Annotated in this window: 15 protein-coding genes and 2 pseudogenes; 13 read left to right on the forward strand and 4 right to left on the reverse strand. The window is 52.8% G+C overall.

The window, feature by feature from the left end; translation table 11 throughout:
- The first annotated feature begins 262 nt into the window (after positions 1–262).
- Positions 263–652, forward strand: a complete 390-nt coding sequence (locus C8K58_RS13055; protein WP_027603970.1) for a hypothetical protein — start codon at positions 263–265, stop codon at positions 650–652.
- A 1,671-nt stretch (positions 653–2,323) separates the two neighbouring features.
- Here the strand turns inward: C8K58_RS13055 and C8K58_RS13070 are convergent.
- Positions 2,324–2,689, reverse strand: a complete 366-nt coding sequence (locus C8K58_RS13070; protein ID WP_027603972.1) for a hypothetical protein — start codon at positions 2,687–2,689, stop codon at positions 2,324–2,326.
- A 268-nt stretch (positions 2,690–2,957) separates the two neighbouring features.
- Between C8K58_RS13070 and C8K58_RS13075 the strand changes: the two genes are divergently transcribed.
- Positions 2,958–3,710 (forward strand): hypothetical protein, encoded by a 753-nt coding sequence (locus C8K58_RS13075; RefSeq protein ID WP_133822116.1) that lies wholly within the window; start codon positions 2,958–2,960, stop codon positions 3,708–3,710.
- 241 nt (positions 3,711–3,951) lie between these two features.
- A complete protein-coding gene (locus tag C8K58_RS13080) occupies positions 3,952–4,389 on the forward strand; it encodes a hypothetical protein (protein WP_027603974.1) in 438 nt (145 codons plus the stop codon).
- Between the two features lie 52 nt (positions 4,390–4,441).
- Here the strand turns inward: C8K58_RS13080 and C8K58_RS13085 are convergent.
- A pseudogene (locus C8K58_RS13085) lies at positions 4,442–5,636 on the reverse strand (IS4 family transposase).
- 323 nt (positions 5,637–5,959) lie between these two features.
- Here C8K58_RS13085 and C8K58_RS13090 point away from each other — a divergent pair.
- The 6 genes and pseudogenes from C8K58_RS13090 to C8K58_RS32700 form a co-directional block, all read left to right on the forward strand.
- Positions 5,960–6,295, forward strand: coding sequence for a cysteine peptidase family C39 domain-containing protein (locus C8K58_RS13090; protein ID WP_081744376.1), 336 nt, complete (start codon positions 5,960–5,962; stop codon positions 6,293–6,295).
- Positions 6,270–6,560: a hypothetical protein gene (locus C8K58_RS32505; protein WP_139202093.1), complete on the forward strand. Its 291-nt coding sequence runs from the start codon at positions 6,270–6,272 to the stop codon at positions 6,558–6,560. Before C8K58_RS13090 ends, C8K58_RS32505 begins: the two co-directional genes overlap by 26 nt.
- Positions 6,561–7,839: 1,279 nt before the next feature.
- Positions 7,840–8,079 carry a hypothetical protein gene (locus C8K58_RS32250; protein ID WP_133822117.1) on the forward strand — a complete coding sequence of 80 codons (240 nt, stop codon included), beginning with the start codon at positions 7,840–7,842 and terminating at the stop codon, positions 8,077–8,079.
- A gap of 235 nt (positions 8,080–8,314) precedes the next feature.
- Positions 8,315–8,650, forward strand: coding sequence for an Imm45 family immunity protein (gene imm45 / locus C8K58_RS33075; protein ID WP_081744377.1), 336 nt, complete (start codon positions 8,315–8,317; stop codon positions 8,648–8,650).
- Positions 8,651–9,099: 449 nt separating this feature from the next.
- Positions 9,100–9,453 carry a hypothetical protein gene (locus tag C8K58_RS13110; protein WP_027603976.1) on the forward strand — a complete coding sequence of 118 codons (354 nt, stop codon included), beginning with the start codon at positions 9,100–9,102 and terminating at the stop codon, positions 9,451–9,453.
- An 893-nt stretch (positions 9,454–10,346) separates the two neighbouring features.
- Positions 10,347–10,505: pseudogene (locus tag C8K58_RS32700) on the forward strand (ParA family protein); the annotation flags it as partial.
- 10 nt (positions 10,506–10,515) lie between these two features.
- Here the strand turns inward: C8K58_RS32700 and C8K58_RS13125 are convergent.
- Positions 10,516–11,409: a LysR family transcriptional regulator gene (locus C8K58_RS13125; RefSeq protein ID WP_027603978.1), complete on the reverse strand. Its 894-nt coding sequence runs from the start codon at positions 11,407–11,409 to the stop codon at positions 10,516–10,518.
- A 94-nt stretch (positions 11,410–11,503) separates the two neighbouring features.
- Here C8K58_RS13125 and C8K58_RS13130 point away from each other — a divergent pair, with 94 nt between their 5' ends.
- Positions 11,504–12,670 carry an MFS transporter gene (locus tag C8K58_RS13130; RefSeq protein ID WP_027603979.1) on the forward strand — a complete coding sequence of 389 codons (1,167 nt, stop codon included), beginning with the start codon at positions 11,504–11,506 and terminating at the stop codon, positions 12,668–12,670.
- 296 nt (positions 12,671–12,966) lie between these two features.
- On the opposite strand, the gene C8K58_RS13135 is transcribed toward C8K58_RS13130, so the two are convergent.
- Positions 12,967–13,899 (reverse strand): LysR family transcriptional regulator, encoded by a 933-nt coding sequence (locus C8K58_RS13135; protein ID WP_027603980.1) that lies wholly within the window; start codon positions 13,897–13,899, stop codon positions 12,967–12,969.
- Positions 13,900–14,008: 109 nt separating this feature from the next.
- On the opposite strand from C8K58_RS13135, the gene C8K58_RS13140 reads away from it, so the two are divergent.
- From C8K58_RS13140 to C8K58_RS13150, 3 genes are read left to right on the forward strand one after another with little or no spacing between them, the layout of a single operon-like run.
- Positions 14,009–15,094, forward strand: a complete 1,086-nt coding sequence (locus tag C8K58_RS13140) for a TauD/TfdA family dioxygenase (RefSeq protein ID WP_027603981.1) — start codon at positions 14,009–14,011, stop codon at positions 15,092–15,094.
- 4 nt (positions 15,095–15,098) lie between these two features.
- Positions 15,099–15,857 carry a TSUP family transporter gene (locus C8K58_RS13145; RefSeq protein ID WP_027603982.1) on the forward strand — a complete coding sequence of 253 codons (759 nt, stop codon included), beginning with the start codon at positions 15,099–15,101 and terminating at the stop codon, positions 15,855–15,857.
- Positions 15,858–15,873: 16 nt separating this feature from the next.
- Positions 15,874–16,353, forward strand: a complete 480-nt coding sequence (locus C8K58_RS13150; RefSeq protein ID WP_027603983.1) for a YbaK/prolyl-tRNA synthetase associated domain-containing protein — start codon at positions 15,874–15,876, stop codon at positions 16,351–16,353.
- The last annotated feature ends 210 nt before the right edge of the window (positions 16,354–16,563 follow it).

Here is a 16,563-nt window from a genome sequence, read left to right on the forward strand (position 1 = left end):
AGCGGTCAACTCGGCCGGTTGTAAAAAAAATAGCGTTATTCAGCTTCACCGTTCGACTCGTGATGTCGAGTCGCAGAGTCAGTCAACAGCTGGTTCTGACCAACTGCCGCTGATCGCGATGGGCTGCAATGGGTCGTTTTCTGTCGGTCGGGACAGGCAGAAAACGGCCAATAGCAGGCAAAGGGCAAAAAATAAGCTGCCCGTTATTCCTATGCATACGACAGAATGTGACCTTCCCTTTTACTCTTAGGCCTTGCACTTCATGGACGACTCTCGTTTCACCCCGCAGCAGATGGCGTCGCGATCTGGTAATGCTCAGGTGGATAAAGATGTGAGGCAATGGTTAGTGGGCCTTCCAATCGCTGAGAGGCTCGATTTTTTAAAGCAACTTTGGCCACTGAACTTCCGGTATTCACTCAGACTGCTCCAAGCAGCACAGCTACCGAGGCAAGAAAACGAATACATGTTCAGGCATTGGCTGCGTGCTGGCCATCACAATACGGCGCAGGAACTCATCAAGCGGTTACAGCCGGTTCTTGGGGAAAGAAAATTCTGGCAGATTGCTTCACAAGAGACGCTTTCACCGACTATGCGCGAATTCATGAATTACTACGGCCTTGGGCGCCTGGACTCACAACCCGAAGGAAAATAGACCTTTAGCCTTCTAGAAAATCTGTTTTCGGCGCCCGGATGCTACGGCCGTTGGTGGCATCTGTAGTTGTGGATTTTTGTCGGTGTCGGAAGCCGCTTTTGAGTCGATTCTGCCTGTCGTCTATGACAGGAAACGGCGATGATGCGGACGACGGTACTAGGCTACATCAAAGTGCTGCCAGAGTTTCTTACAGGCTGATTAAGCGCTGAGGTCTATGGAAGCGACTCCACTATAATTTATTTATAAATGAACTGATAACCAACAATATAAGAGCCTATCTTATTGGAGTGTGCAGTCACCAAAACGAAATCCATGCCTTTTTTCCTTCGCTCGTTGAACTCCAACTCAGTGGTGCACAGCTCAATCCAGCGCTCAGTATTCAAATCCTTAAACCGCAAGCCCGCCTCACACCGGCCAGACCTTGCAAAGGAAGGTCCCGGAATATGTAGCTCATAAGCTGATTCATAATGAATAATCTCGCCAGGCAATAGATAAGTAAAAACCTTATAATAATTTAAAGACAATACAAGACCCAGACAAACGCCCCCACAAAATAGTCGGCAACTCGCTTCAAGTCTCTTCCGTCAGGGCGATAGTAAATTGCTCGTCCGGTAAAAACGAGTCCAACCAAACAGCCAACGACTATATAGGTGGTCCACTCAGAAATCGACGCCATTAAAACGATTCGAGTCCCAATGCGACTAGCCCAAAGCATATAAACAATCCAGCCCACTACCAAAATCAGGCACGTCGCCGCCCAGAAAGCTTTTTTCTTTGGCTCGTTTTCAAATGAAGGATATTCCATTCCCTGATTGCTCTATTTTTTATTTCCACCATGAGTCGAAGGCAGCGCAGCTCAACAGCCACAGGCTTGTCACGACGCCCCTCAAGATATTCACGGCTTTCGCCGAGGTGTGCAATAGCACCGAGACCAGAGTGCCGGCGTACGCGCTCGGAACGACGCCAAGGTGATTGAGAGCGTGCCGACCATCAGGCACTCAACTGAATAGTCCCCACTCTAGTGGGGACACTTTAGATTTCTGCTTTTGGACAACCTCTGCCTGTCGCCGCGGACGACAGTCGACCGATCTGATTAGACTACGCCGGGGTCCTGTCAGAGATTATTTTCATGCTGATTAAATGCCAAAGATGCGGTCAAGGTGACGTTCGAGCAATGCGGGTCTGCTCTACACAACTTTTACTGTGGGTGTGCGACGAGTGTGAGGCAACGTGGGCGAGCCAGATTGAGGTGAATGTCTGCAACTTTGAAGACTTCGGGACATTAATGGCCGGCATGGGCTGCAAAGGTTTATGGTCAGAATTAGAGCCACAGTGATAATTTCGTCATCAACTACTGTCTATCAAAGGCCCCTTTTGGCCGATAACTGACTTTCTAATTGGAAAGGCCGAGCTGGAATGGCTGATAGGCAGCTAGCGCGCTTGAGTCCCTCTAATGATAGCCATGGCGTTCTCATCGTACTGGTAGCCGCCATAATTACGCTCCAAGATCTGCCTATCTTGGGTTCAAAGTTAATAGCCATCAATCGTCCTTAGGGCTGGATTGCTGGCAGAATTCATGATGCTACAGCGCCACGCATTTCGCGCGAAGGAGTGCTGGGCATATCCATGCGATGGGTTGCTGCGAAAGTTGCGTGAGCGAGTGACGCCCGACTAGCGTCCCATGAGTGGATAGTGGTCGATGCGACACGGATGCGGGTGGCCGTCGCCCTTGCAAATGCCATCCAGATACCGGTAGTCAATCTGCACCGACTGGCCTTTTCGAGGCCATTGCCGACGCGGAAGGGTGTTCTGGTAATCGGTGGTTTCCGGGGTGAAGGTGACCATCGAGCCTTGCTGGGGACATTGCGTGGTGGTGGAGATCGGGGCGGCCTTGAGGATCCGCCCATGCAGTTGTGGGTACGGTTGTTTCAATACGTTGACGATCTGTACGTCCAACCGGCAAATCTGCCAGCTCGCCGCGTGGACGGTGCTGCACAGAGTGGTGAGCGCAAGGGCCAGCGCTGCGTATGTTTTCATGGGGTAAATGTCCAGATCCTTGGAACAAGCAACCTGGCAAGGCCCTGAACTTCCGTCAGCTTCTGGCTGATTTAGTCCTTGGCGCCGGGTCAGTTGGGGAGTGGCAGCACTATGCCAATTACCCAGTGGCCAATACAAGTCTTATGACTTTAATGTTCCCCTGTGGCGGGAGCATGCTCCCGCTGAGCTTAGAGGGTCTTCAATCCCCCCAGTAAACTGGACGGCGAGAGGGAGCCAATAGGGATATGGGTGTAAGCAATAAGCCAGAATGACTTTAGATATGCAGTCGCATGCTGTGAGCCTCGACTATCGGTCTGAACCAGAACTGCGCCGGCGGTCCGCTTTTGGCCGATTTTATGCAACACAGGCGTCCAAGTTGGATCACAAGCCTGGCGACATCGTCATGTGCCATACATCTTATACCTCGTTCTGTGTCGTTACAGATCAATCTGTGAAAACCGCTGACGGTGACGAGTGGTATCTGAAGCCGGTGACTGTCGAACAGGCATTGGAAGGACGAGCGAATCAGGAGAAGATGACGAGCGATACGATAGCGTCGCTTAAGCAGATTGCTGCTGATTCATTCAATGAAGGCTGCGGTGGGTCGCTAGGAATCGGTATCGTATGCAAGCTTTCGATGGGGTTTGGAGCCACCAACCCGATTACAGAGACGAAGGCGACCACTGGCGAGCGTATTGGTTGGTTTGCGCAAGCGCTTCTGAATATAGTGGGGCTGAAGGCAGCGGTTGGCAGTGTCGCCGGTGAAAACGTTATTAAAGATGGGGCTGGTGGTAGTCTTAAACCATCCATCTCATATGATCCTCCTGGCTCAGTTGTCTTGCAAGGAGATGCGCCTGTGTGCGGTTCGGCATGTGCGGCAATGACAATAACAGGTAATACGGGGCGCTCTCTTAGTTTGGTTGATGCAATTGGCGGGTTTGCGAACGGCATTAGATCGTCAGGTGTGAATACACTGGAGTTATCGGAGGTTTATCAAATGCAGGTGTATATAACACCGTGAAAGCTACGATGCTGCCGAGCGAACTTAATCAAGTATTGCAAGGCGGTAGGAATGTGATTCTACAAGTTCCTGTTGGTGGTAATGGATATCGTTTTATTATAGTGGATAGTGTTAAAGTTGTAGATGGGGTTGGATATTATATGACTCGAGATCCACTTGCGGGGCCTCGTGGAGTAATGCAATTATTTGTAGATAGAGCAATATCGAGTGGCGCTAACACAATTATTGTGGGGAGGTGATTATGGACGTAGGGCTGCTTTTCGAAGGCGATCATCTTTCTGAGCTTGTTGAGGGTGGCGCCGTTTATAGTCTCTCCGGGTGGTTAGTTATCATTGGTAATGAGTTTTTTATTTTGGAAGAGAGCTATGCCGACCCCTATGAGATTAGTAAGAAAGTCAGGATATTAAACTCTGATATTGTTTATGCTGTGAGAGATCGTATTTATCCTCTTGGTGGGGGGAAGAGCTTTGTGTTTCATAGAGTGGAAGCTATTGGGCGTTTTGTTAGCGTAGAAGATTCTACCATTGAGATAGAGTCTTTGTGTGTGTATGAAAAGCCCACTGGATTTATTTCTATTGATATAGATTCTAAAAATATAGAGCTTTGCAAGCGAAAGTATGGTGCTTATATTCTTAATGGGGGCAATAGTTTCTCCGGAGACTGGCTGGATCTAGTTTGATTTCTTCAGGCGAGTGGGAAACGGGGGCAGACCCTGAGGAGTCCCCACAAATCTACTCCAGTCTCTGAGCTTGCCGGTGCACTTCATCGCGCAGCAATAGTTCCATATCCGCCAATTTCGAGCAGGACAAACCGGTGGTGGAGCATCTCGAAGTATTCGAGGCCGAGACGCCAGAGTGAGAGCACCGATTTATCCCTGATGCTGTTGCTCTGGAAGTGACGTGACCGACCTGTCGTTCGAGCCTGAAGACCGGCCAGATGCAGTGCATAACAGGCCAACGCGGCGATCAGCAGCAGGATCTCGATACGCCGTGGGCTGCGCGTTCGATGCAGGTCAAAGGTAAAGCCGAAACGCAGACTCTTCATGTCCCGAAAACCTTCCTCAATCTGCATCCGCTTGCGGTAGATACCGAAAATTTTCCGAGCCATCCATTGCGGTTGCGGCAAATTGCAGGCGAGCAGCCAGGGTTCTTGTTCACGGCGAGCGTTCTGTCGGCTGAGTTTGCTGCGCGCGATGTTACCCGTCACTCGCCGATGTTTTCTCCCCTTGGGCGGTTGGTGAATGCCGTACAGCGCAACGCGGTACGGTGCGCTACGTGTCATCTCAATTTGTGCAAGCGAACGTGCGGTCGATGTTGTCTGCCGATAGAGCTGCTTTATCGGTCGCCATTGACCTTGCTCGTTACGATAGAGATCACGATCGCGCACACGTCCCACGTAATACCCGCCTTTGGCTTCGACGGCCTGGAACCAGAGACGACGAAACCCGGCATCCGTCAGCAGGATCGGTACGCACTGCTCGGGAAGCATAAGTTCAAGCGCATCGAGCAACCGCCGCTGCTGCCTGGGGCAACCTTCACGATCATGCACACTCTCGTAAATAGGGAACGCTCGGCCAGCCAGCGGAATTGACGCCCGCAGCAGGTAAAGATCAGAAGCGGCATTGATCAGGCGACCAATGCACCAAAATCAAGGGATGGCGCAAGGAGCCAATCAGTGCCGTGAGCATTTTCCAGTAAAACAGCGGACGTTCAGGTTGCAGCTGAACGTTACCGAGCAGGCAATTCACACGTTTGATCGAATGCTTGGCGTAAGCTCTGCTGGGCATAGATTTGCCCAGATCGGTCGGCGTCAGACGGTGCCCGTACAGCAAGGCGCTGACGCGACTCATCAGGGCGCTCAGGCGCTTGCGGTACAGAGTGGGAGTGCTTGGGAAAATGCCTTGTGTAAGAATCGTACGGCCTGCATGAGTCTCAGATATTGGTTTGTTTGGCGACTACCAAACTGCCCGACTCATGCACGGCACTTCAAGCTATCTCACTGACCTGCAAGGAAGTTTTGTGGGGATTCCTTAGGGGCAGCCCACCATTCTATTCTTTGGTGGTTTAGTTAGTAATTTTGAATATGGTCTGTCCCTTAGTGCTGTCCCTACGAATTGCCACAATCTTGAGTACTCCATCTAGAAGTGGACCCCGTTCGATACGTATCGGAGATGAACCGGTAGCTGACTGCCGCTGCCTCCTTTTCCTATACGTCATTGTTTTGCAGCTTGCGGTGCTGCCTGTGGTGAGATGCTGTTGAAGGATCGAGGTGTTCTTACTTCTCAGGTTGACCTTGGAACCGAGCTTACTTCCATGAACTCCTTGGCGAGAAAATTGAATACAGTTGATTCTGGTTTGGTTGGGAATGCAGTCGATGTATCTAGCTTCAATGCACTCAATAAAACTGGCTCTTGGAGTGCAATGATGTGGGATTCTGGAAATAAAGTGGGGCACTGGGTCGTGGTTGATGGAGTGGATGACGTTGGCAGGGTGTTGATTAAAGATCCTTTTAATGGTACGCAGTACAAAATGGGCGTTGAAGAGTTTAAGGATGTGTGGAATGGTCATTCCGTCTATAAACAGTAAGGTTTTTGTTCAGTCAATTGTTTACTCAGATATTACCTCTGAGATAATTTATGTCTTTTCGAATGATGGAATTGAAAGTGAGTATTCTGGAAGGCTGCACGATAATTTAGGTATAAAAGGAATAGAGTATAGTGACGAACTGGAGACTTTCTTGATGTTACTTATGCCAATAGATTCGCGCGTGTCAAAGAAGTTGCATGCCCTATCTTGGGATTATGTTGAAGGAAGAGTTTTAAATTTTCCAGTGGTTTTGATTTCGCCGTAATTAGTTGGTGCAAAAGCGACAGGAGAATTAGCTAGTTCTGGTGGGAAACCCACCGTTGTTTATTTGCAGAAATCGGGGGCAGACCACGTTTTTATAAAGGCCAGAAAAATTGCTCTTTAAAAAATGAGAATAGTGGTCTGACCCCTATTTTCCTCTATTGATTTAGATTATACCAAGGGGCTCAGGCAAACGAATGTGACGGTCACGGGAACGCGTGGTGGTGTTCAGTATCCGTTGCAAGGGTAAACTCCCGATTCTTATGCGAATCTTGGAAATGGGCATGTTGTTGTCTACGGTCCTGAGGGGCGTGCACTATATGATGTGTCTAGCTCTCGGATTAAGGTGGTCGAATGGAACCAAGCTCCGAATGGAACATATTTCCCCAAGAAGGGAAGTGACACAAAAATTTTTTGAGGGAAATGTTCCTCAGTCGGTTCTTGATAGCTTGGGGTTGAAATGATGAAGTTTTATCAGGGTGATATTTCTAAAGAGTCGTTGAGTCTGTTTGTTTCAGATATTGGCTCCGGAGAGTTTTTTTCATATGTAGGGCACTTGGTTTCATTAGAACAGGCAATTTCTGTTCTGGGTTTGCTCTCTCCTGATTTATTGAGGCTAAGGGTCACATTTTCTGGCTGCCTAACGCTCAGCAATACGATCCACAAAAATTTCATTTGAACGGGCTGGTTGAAACCGAATCTAGTGTGTTGGAACAAAGTACATCGCGTAGAGACGTTGAACGATACAGAAATATTTTTTCAATAAATCAGTTCTTTTCAAAGTGGGAGGATGCACCGGGCAGACCCGTATTTAAAGTGGGTCTGTCGGAAGAAGATTATCGTCTTTGTCATTTATTTGCTGAACAGATCACTAGATATTGGAAGCGCGCTTTATCCGATGCCTTTCCAGAGAAGGTATTTCAGTTTGAAATTGCTGACGATCTTCTCGATGAATATGGCGTCTGTCTGACATTTTGGCAGTCGTAGTTTAAAGAGCGCACAGGATGTGTCCGCGCCATTAAAACCACTGCCAGAGACTAAATAATAATTATGCGTTTAGAAAAGGTTGAGAAAAGCTTTGTAGAAAAACTTAAGGTAGTCAGTGAGGAATAACGAAGAGGTGCTGTAAAATTGGCTTGCGAACTTGATTTCAGGACTGTCCAGTAGAAGTTTTTAATTTTGCCGAGTCTCTTAGGTGTCTACAATCTGGTAATAAACTCACGACTGATCAGGTATTTGGGCTAGATGCTTCAGCTGCACAGTTAGATGAGAAGTATTTTGACTTGCAAGGCAGCCTGGACGAAGAGCAAAGCTTAAATGTAGAAGACCTTCAGCTGTTTAGCCAAGCTCGCGCTGTATCGGCGCTGTCCTTAGCTGGTGGAGAGGATTCGCTTATGGCAGCGACCGAAGCAATATATGAGGCATCATCAGCCGTTGATGATGGAACTCAAGAAATCGGGGTCAGACCACTTTTTTATAAATCCCAGCAGAATTACTCTTTAAAAATGGGAATGTTGGTCTGACCTCTATTTTCTTCTGATTCGCTTGGGTGGAAGGAAGATAGCCGTCTCAGTAGTATGAATTCGCGAGACGTTATGTCGGTGGTGATGGTTTTATTTACTCGGTTGATACCCTTCATGGTAGATTCGAGCAGTTAAATGGTAGGGGCGGGGCGCATATGGGAGAGGTTAACTTCGATCTTAGTCCTGTAGAAAACTCAAAAGACTCTTCTGGTGGTCATGATCTGAGGGTTAAGTAATGGCATGTGTTAAGCTGGTTGAGTATGCAGGTGAGCTGATTTCGCGCGGCTATATATTTAGACTGCCAGCAAGTTGGCCATATGAAAGTGTTGTGGATTTCATGGTTGTTGATCTCCCGGATGAGAAATTTGGGCACTCTTTGGTCGTTGCGTCTGGAAATAAGTCAGGGTTGATGCTCATTCAGCTCCCTATCGAAAGTCGTGCTCCTGGTCACGGGATTTCGACAAGGTGGCTGATTGATAACTGGAGTAAATGGGTGTACCCGGAGTGTGATGTGAACGATGTTTTCTTATATGAGAGGTCGGCTGCTCCTAGTTGGGTAAGCACCGCTTGAAAGTAGTGCTTGTATGTGTGTGGACGGCTTTTGGTTTCGCTTTGCTACGGTGGAGGGCTTGGGGGTAGATGTCTTCGAATGGTGCTTCATCCCCACCAATCCTTTTCCTTACGCCCAAAGCTTGACTCGCTGAACCAACTCTCCAGCTCAACCGCAAGCTCGGTGACCTCGCCCAGTTCCTGCTGAAGAGGATCCAAACGATTTGCCTGCTCGCGAGCCCATAGAAATCGGGGTCAGACCATGTTTTTATAAAGGCCAGAAAAATTGCTCTTTAAAAATAAGAATGTTGGTCTGACCTCTATTTTCTTGCGTAGAGCGCTCATTCAGTATCAGGCGACGGGTGAGAGACTGCAGGAAGTTGTTGTTGGTAAGTAGAGGTTTCAGGTCCCGATTAATATAAAAAATGTTGGGATATATGTTTCAACTGTATTTCCAATTGGAGTTGATAAATGAAGTGGGGTGAGTTGTCCGGAAATAGTGAGAATCTGTTATATTGGATTCTTTGGTTTGCTATCGGTGCGTTTTCAGAGGGTGACTTAGAAGGGCTTTTGCAGAGGATGTTTATACGTTGCGAAGGGCTTTCTGGTGACCCGGGTTGGGAGTTTGAATACGAACCGGATGCCTGTTCTGGGCACTATGTTTTCTCAGCTGATCAGAACATGAGCGGTATTTTTCCTGATTCTCGTGTTTATAGTGTTCAGGCTGTTAAGGAGGCCATGAAGGAATCTATGCTTGCTCTTGGGAATAAATACCCTGAAAGAGCTGGTGATCTACAAAAGTTGATATGTAAGTACGAGCTTTGAAAAACTTGCTAAGGAAAGCAGATTTACTTTCAGTATGCAGCTGGTACGCGGCCTACTGTGATTAAAGTTTAAGGAAATGATCATGGATTTTTGAGTTATAGCCGGTTTTAGTGAAATCAAGATGAGGTGGGGGGATCTCGAAGTGGACCGTATGCCCGTACGAGGTAAGGGGAATATTTGTTTTTTTTTGGAAGAGTCAACTGGGGTAGCAATACCTTGGTGTAGCACGGATGGGTTGGGGCCTGATGATTTAGATATTCTTGCTTGCCTATTGATCGACGATGGAGGGGGACCTTTTGTCGAAACTATTCCTTGGCTAGACGAGGGTCTGAATAGATTGATAGCCGTGAGGCGAGAGGACGAGGTCACCACTGAATGGGCCCGCGATGCCTGGGCAACCCATATTTCGAAAAGTGGAGTTAAAATTTATTCACTTTATGATGAGGACTTCTCAATAACTATAAGTTTGGATGACTTCGAACGGGCTTTACGCGGTTGGAAGGACTTTCTTCTGTCATTGTAGGTAGGGAAGGCTGCTGGATAGGGCGTCAGCAAACGAGGTCAGCTCACGATTCCATTCTTTGGTGGTTTAGTAATTTTAAATATAGTCTGTCCTTTAGTGCTGTAGCTACGAATTGCCACAACTTTGAAGTAACGCCATCTGGAAGTCGAACCGCTCAGACACGCATTGAAGATAGCCCGGTAGCTGACTGCTGCCGCCTCCTTTTCCTACAAGTCATTGCTTTACCACGCTTTGACAACCACCCAATCCAACACGACTAACTTTCGTGGCGTGCTGAGCTCATACAGCGCACGCTATGCAGCAACCCTATCTCTCCACCACGCTCTTCCGTGGCACCGTTGCGACTAACAGCTAGCAAATGACTTTTAATCAGCCGTCGCTGTCGTCGTTCTATGCGCTATCGCACGAGGCGCCCGGTGGAACCTATCAACTGATCGCGAACAACGAGACCCGGGCCGACCAGGTCATTTCGCACACCTGCATTCCTAATCTCTCATTGATCCATTCCAATGATCCGTTCAATCAGCTGACGCCACCGCTTACATCCGGTGATGCTCCAGCAAGAAGTCTACGAACAATCGCACCCGCGCCGGCATTGCCGAGCCGCCTACGAACACCGCATGAATCGGTTCCCGGTCGCCGGGGTTCCAGGCTTCCAGCAGCGGTATCAGGTCACCGCGCTGCAGATCCTCGCTCACGCTGAACTCGCCGATACGCGCAATGCCCGCACCTACTCGCGCAAGTTGTGCCAGCGCTTCACCACTGCTGCATTCGATGTTGCCGCAGACCTTCAGGGAGAACTCTCTTGCGTCGCGGATGAACGGCCAGTTGGGTTCGGCACGCCGGAAGTTGAAGCGCAGGCAGTTATGCCGTAGCAGGTCTTCCGGTTCGCGAGGGATGCCGTGGCGTTGCAGATACTCGGGCGATGCCACCACTACCTGGCCGGTGTCGCCGATTCTGCGCGCGGTCAGCGGGCTGTCGGGCAGATGGCCAAAACGTACCGCCACATCGGCCTGGCCGCCGAGAATATCGACCACTTCGTCGCCGAGGGTGAGGTCGACCAAGATGTTCGGATGGCGGGCGCTGAATGCCGCCACCAGGGGGACGATGGCCAGCCGCCCGTGGCCAAGGGCGGCACTGACCCGCAATCGGCCCCTGGGTACGCCCTGGTCGGCGATGGCTTCTTCCACCTCGGCCATGTCGGCCAGGATACGCCGGGCGCCGCGCAGGAAAGCCTCGCCCTCGGCAGTGAAGCTGATCGCTCGGGTGGTGCGCAACAGCAGCCGGGTGCCAAGGCGCTGTTCGGTACGCGCGATGATCCGACTGACCGCCGAGGGTGTGAGCCCTAATGCACGCGCGGCAGCCGACAGGCTGCCTTCCTGCGCCACGGTGGCGAACACGAGCATGTCACCGGATCTGCCGTTGAAGTCCATTTGTGCCCCTTACGCATAGGTGATTGCCAAAAATGCTATCTACCGCCTTAAAACGCTGGATCGTAGCATTGGCGGCATAGATAAGGAGCCTTCCATGCGTATCAATCCACCACTTGTCGCACTTGCCATAGGTGCCTTTGGCATCGGTGTTACCGAGTTCGCCCCCATGGGCATGTTGCCGGGCATCGCTGCGGATCTCGGCGTTTCTATTCCCGCCGCGGGCCTGTTGGTCAGTGCTTACGCCCTGGGTGTACTGCTCGGCGCGCCGCTGATGACCCTGACTACCGGCAGGATTCCCCGGCGCTATCTGCTGATCGGACTCATGGCGATTTTCACCCTGGGTAATCTGATGTCAGCCCTGGCGACCGATTACTACAGCCTCATGATCGCCAGGGTGGTGACCTCACTGAACCACGGTGCGTTCTTTGGCGTTGGCTCTATCGTTGCTGCCAGCGTGGTCGCCCCTGAGAAACGTGCCGGAGCGGTCGCGGCAATGTTTATGGGCCTCACCCTGGCGACCATTGGCGGTGTGCCGCTGGCCGCCTGGTTTGGCGAAATGTTCGGTTGGCGCACTGCATTCTGGGGCATTACCGGCCTCGGCGTGGTCGCCATGGCCGCGTTATGGTTCGCCCTGCCCAACCTGAAGGCGCCGCCAGGCGTCGGTGTAATGGCCGAAATTCGGGTACTGGGCCGTGGCCCGGTGCTGGGCGCGTTGGCCCTCACGGTAGTCGGTTCGGGCGCAATGTTTACCGTCTTCACCTACATCGCGCCGATCCTTAGCAGCGAGACTCACGCGTCCACCGCCTACATAACCGCCATGCTGGTTCTGTTCGGTGTGGGCCTGACACTGGGCAACATGTGGGGCGGCAAGGCCGCCGACCGCTCGATAGATCGCACACTGATCGTTTCGCTGAGCGTGCTGATTCTCGTGTTGCTGGCGTTTACGGTACTGATGCGTTGGCCGCTGCCGGCGGCCGTTGCCATCCTGATATGGGGTATCGCCAGTTTCGCCTTGGTGCCGCCGCTACAGATGCGCGTCATGGAAGCCGCCAAGGACGCGCCCAATCTGGCCTCGGCGGTGAACATCGGTGCGTTTAACTTCGGCAATGCGATTGGTGCGGCACTGGGCGGTGCGGTGATCAATGCAGGGCTAGGTTATCCGGCGATTTCCCTGGCTGGAGCGGCAGTGGCGGGGCTAGGGCTGCTGATGGTGCTGGGATTTGCCTGGCGTTCCAGAAAGATTGCAACTGCATTGGTGTGAGCTTGATGGGAGAGCCAGTCACTCAGTTGCTCCGTGACTTCCATTGTGATTTTGCATGACCAAATTGGATGGCTGAATCGCCGAGTAACACACGCTTTGCTTGCCCGCGGGAGCACTTAGAGTGGAGCCCAATATAGCGTTCGAACAAGGAGTCTAAGGTCAGCGCCTACACCCTTTACCTTCCTCCCATGACGCCTCATTAATGAACGTAGCCTGGCAGGCTGGAGATGTCTACGGTGCCGGGGCGATTCAGAATGCTTGAATGAATCCCCCTCACAGCGACGTGAGGGCCGTCTTCATAGAGGTGCTGAGCCGCGTTTACATTCGAGGCTTTCACCTAAGCCACGGATCATCTCCATCAATGCCTTCACCCGCAGCGGCAAGTTTCCGGCCGGGTATACCGCGTGCATCTGTGGGCTCTCACCGCTGCTGGAGGTGAGCTTGTACTCAGGACACACCCGGAGCAGGCGCCCCGTTTCCACTTCGGGTTCCGCCATCCAATCCGCCAGGCGGGCGATCCCGACGCCCGCCAGGGCTGCCTGGAATACCGCCAGGCCGGAGCTGAACCGAAATTTTGGATGAACCCGAAAGCTGATGGCCTGCTCCTCACTGCGAAAATTCCACTCCTTGAGAATCCGCGGCGCCGTATGCAGGATCAGCGAATGCGCCTCCAGTGCCTCGATGGAGTCGGGCATGCCGTTGCGCTCCAGGTAGCCGGGGCTGGCATACAGGTAACGTGAGTAACTCCAGAGCGCAAAGCCGATCAAGTCGCTGGATTGTGGAAACGCGCCGCGAATCGAGAAGTCCAGCTTGCTCTTGGCCGGGTCGATGATCTCATCGGTGAAGATCACATCGATGTTAACGTCTGGATAACGCTCGCAGTATTGCGCGATCAACCGGGGCAATACCCCGTGTCCGAGAACCTCGGGGGCGGAAAAACGGATCCAGCCGGAGGCCAGGCCGCTGAGGCCGGCCAGGTCTTCATCCACCTCACGTTGCAGATCGAGCATTTTGTACGCGTGGGGCAATAAGCATTCGCCCGCTTCGGTCAAGCTCACGGCATTGGACGAGCGATTGAACAACTTGAGCCCCACACTTTCCTCCAGGGCTTGAACGGCACGGGTCAGTGCGCTGGGGGAGCGCCCCAGCGTCCGTGCCGCGGCGACGAAGCTGCGCTTGCGAGCCACGGTCGCGAAGGCTTCAAGTTCCCCCAACATATTCAGTGCCACTTTCCACCTCATTGCATTTTTCACAACGCGGCATTGCAACACAAAAAAGGCCCTTCCGTTAACCTTCCCGTTCAACCCACAAGGATGGTGCAAACAGGAGCGCAAGGACGTGTCGAAGCTGGATGAAGTAATCGGGAAAGCCGCAGCGTGTATTGATGAAGTCATTCATGAAAGGCTGGAAAAAAAATCAGTGACTTTGACCCGACGGGAGATACCGCAAATTCATCTGTCGCTGGAAGAACAACGCACACTTCAGGCCGGGCTGGCATCGCTGGACGTGACCGATAGCGCCTCGGGTATCCGCCAGATGCCGGTCCTGGGGCGGCTGCTGGAAAGTGTCCTGGGCACCGAGAAAATCCAGCAGCTGCGCAATTTTCCACAAGCCCGTGACGTGGCGATGATCGTCAGGGGGCTACCGCTGGACCCGCAACTGCCCGCCACGCCCTATGACCTGGAGCCGGGTATCGAGAACCTGTCGATTCTGGCCGGGGCTATTTTGTCCGTGCTGCACACTCTGCAAACCCGTCCGCTGGCGTACGAGGGTGAAAGCACCGACTCCGTGTTCCGTCACGTATCGCCCAAGCGCAAGCGGGAGACCGAAAAGAGCTCCTATGGCTCGCGGGCGGATCTGGACATGCATGTCGACAACCCTCACCTGCCTTTGACCTGCGAACCCATCTCGCAGTTGTCGGCCTGTCCGGAGTACCTGTCCCTGACCGGCCTGCGCTGCGAGCTCGACGTGCCGACGCGCATCGTCGCCATTGACGAGGTGCTGGCCATTCTGCCGGCCTACGTCGAAGAAGAACTGTCACGACCGAACTTCACCGTTCGCCGACCGGCGTCCTTCGGCAAACAGGGGAATGTGCTGGAAAACGTCCCCCTGCTGTACAGAAGCGCAACCGATGGCCTGTATTGCCGCTACAACAAAGCGAGTGTCGAAGCGACCTGCGCCCCTGCGCAGTTTGCTCTCCAGCTGTTCGCCGCCGCCGCCAATCATCCCGATGTCGTGCACCACATCATGCTGCAACCGGGGGACATGCTGATCTTCAAGAACCAGCAAACCCTGCATGCCCGGGATGGTTTTACCCCCCGCTACGACGGCCGTGATCGCTGGATGTTGCGTGTCTTCGGGGTCAATGATCCGGCACGCGTGGTACCGCTGGATCCTCATCAACCCTACATAGTCAGAGCCTGATTTCATGGTCGATATTGTCATCCTTTGCGTGTTCGCCTTCGCCGCCGGCCTGATAGATGCGGCGGTGGGCGGCGGCGGACTGATCCAGATTCCCGCGCTATTCAACGTGCTACCCACCGCTCAACCGGCGGCGCTGCTGGGTACCAATAAGGTCGCGGCCGCCTGCGGCACCGCATTCGCGGCCCGGTCCTTCGTGCGCAAGGTGGTGATCGACTGGGGGCTTGTGATCCCCGCCGCCTGCGCGGCCTTTGTCATGGCCTTCTTCGGAGCCGCCACGGTGTCGTTCGTACCCCAGTCGATGATCCGGCCGGCGGTGCTGGTGTTGATTGTGCTGATGGCGATCTACACCTTCTGGAAAAAAGATTTCGGCGCCCTGCACAAACCCATGCGCATCGGTACCAAGGAAAAACTGCTGGCGATCGTCATCGGCGGCGCCATCGGTTTCTACGACGGTCTGTTCGGTCCCGGCACTGGCAGCTTCCTGATCTTCCTGTTTATCCGCTGCTTCGCCTTCGACTTTCTCCATGCCTCTGCATCGGCCAAGCTAGTGAACATCGCGACCAACGTAGCGGCACTGATATTCTTCATTCCGACGGGTAACGTGCTCTACCTGATCGCAATCCCCATGGCGGCATTCAACATCCTGGGCGCGCTCACCGGCACCTGGCTGGCGGTTCATAAAGGCGTGCCCTTTGTCCGGGCTCTATTCCTGGTGTTACTGGTGATTCTGATCAGCAAGCTGTCCTACGACCTGTTCCTGTAAACCAGAGGAAAACTCCATGCATCCCATGTTCGATCGCCTCGTGGCATTACTCGATGCCCGCTCAGCCTCTTACCGGGTGTTGATGCACGATGCCGAGGGCCAGTCGGCGCGCGTCGCCGAAATCCGTGGCACCGAGCCCGGCCAAGGCGCGAAGGCCATGCTTTGCGCCCTCAAGGGCCAGGCCGGCCCCTATGCGCTGGTGATACTGCCGGGCGACCAGAAGCTGGACATGAAGAAAGTCGGAGCGGCCCTGGGCGGGAAAAAAGCCGAGCTGGTGAAGGCCGAAACCGCCATGGAGCTGACCGGGTGCCGGATCGGCGCCATCCCTCCGTTTGTTTTCGATGAGCGGATTCAATTGATCGTCGATCCAGCCTTGACCACAGGCTACGCCGAAATAGCCTTTAACGCGGGGCGGCTGGATGCGTCGATGGTGCTCGATACGCAGGACTATCTGGCGATCGCCATGCCTCGATTGCTGGATATCAGCCAGGCCTGAGCAGACGTTTTCACAGACGCGGCCCAAAAAAAACGATAGCCGCGCTGGCCTGCTATGCACTGTATCTGGCCGGTCTTCAGGCTCGAACGACAGGTCGGTCACGTCATTTCCAGGGCAACCGCATCAGGCATGAACCGGTGCGCTCATTCCCTGGCGTAGATTTGCGGGAACTCCTCGGGACCAGACCGTCCTTTAGTCCATCCACCGTGC

This window comes from Pseudomonas sp. GV047 (assembly GCF_003058245.1).
GTDB classification, from domain to species: Bacteria; Pseudomonadota; Gammaproteobacteria; order Pseudomonadales; family Pseudomonadaceae; genus Aquipseudomonas; species Aquipseudomonas marginalis.

Coding starts and splice junctions, on each gene's coding strand:
- C8K58_RS13055 (WP_027603970.1), top strand. CDS start 263: ATGGACGACTCTCGTTTCACCCCGCAGCAGATGGCGTCGCGATCTGGT.
- C8K58_RS13070 (WP_027603972.1), bottom strand. CDS start 2,689: ATGAAAACATACGCAGCGCTGGCCCTTGCGCTCACCACTCTGTGCAGC.
- C8K58_RS13075 (WP_133822116.1), top strand. CDS start 2,958: ATGACTTTAGATATGCAGTCGCATGCTGTGAGCCTCGACTATCGGTCT.
- C8K58_RS13080 (WP_027603974.1), top strand. CDS start 3,952: ATGGACGTAGGGCTGCTTTTCGAAGGCGATCATCTTTCTGAGCTTGTT.
- C8K58_RS13090 (WP_081744376.1), top strand. CDS start 5,960: ATGCTGTTGAAGGATCGAGGTGTTCTTACTTCTCAGGTTGACCTTGGA.
- C8K58_RS32505 (WP_139202093.1), top strand. CDS start 6,270: ATGGTCATTCCGTCTATAAACAGTAAGGTTTTTGTTCAGTCAATTGTT.
- imm45 (WP_081744377.1), top strand. CDS start 8,315: ATGGCATGTGTTAAGCTGGTTGAGTATGCAGGTGAGCTGATTTCGCGC.
- C8K58_RS13110 (WP_027603976.1), top strand. CDS start 9,100: ATGAAGTGGGGTGAGTTGTCCGGAAATAGTGAGAATCTGTTATATTGG.
- C8K58_RS13125 (WP_027603978.1), bottom strand. CDS start 11,409: ATGGACTTCAACGGCAGATCCGGTGACATGCTCGTGTTCGCCACCGTG.
- C8K58_RS13130 (WP_027603979.1), top strand. CDS start 11,504: ATGCGTATCAATCCACCACTTGTCGCACTTGCCATAGGTGCCTTTGGC.
- C8K58_RS13145 (WP_027603982.1), top strand. CDS start 15,099: ATGGTCGATATTGTCATCCTTTGCGTGTTCGCCTTCGCCGCCGGCCTG.
- C8K58_RS13150 (WP_027603983.1), top strand. CDS start 15,874: ATGCATCCCATGTTCGATCGCCTCGTGGCATTACTCGATGCCCGCTCA.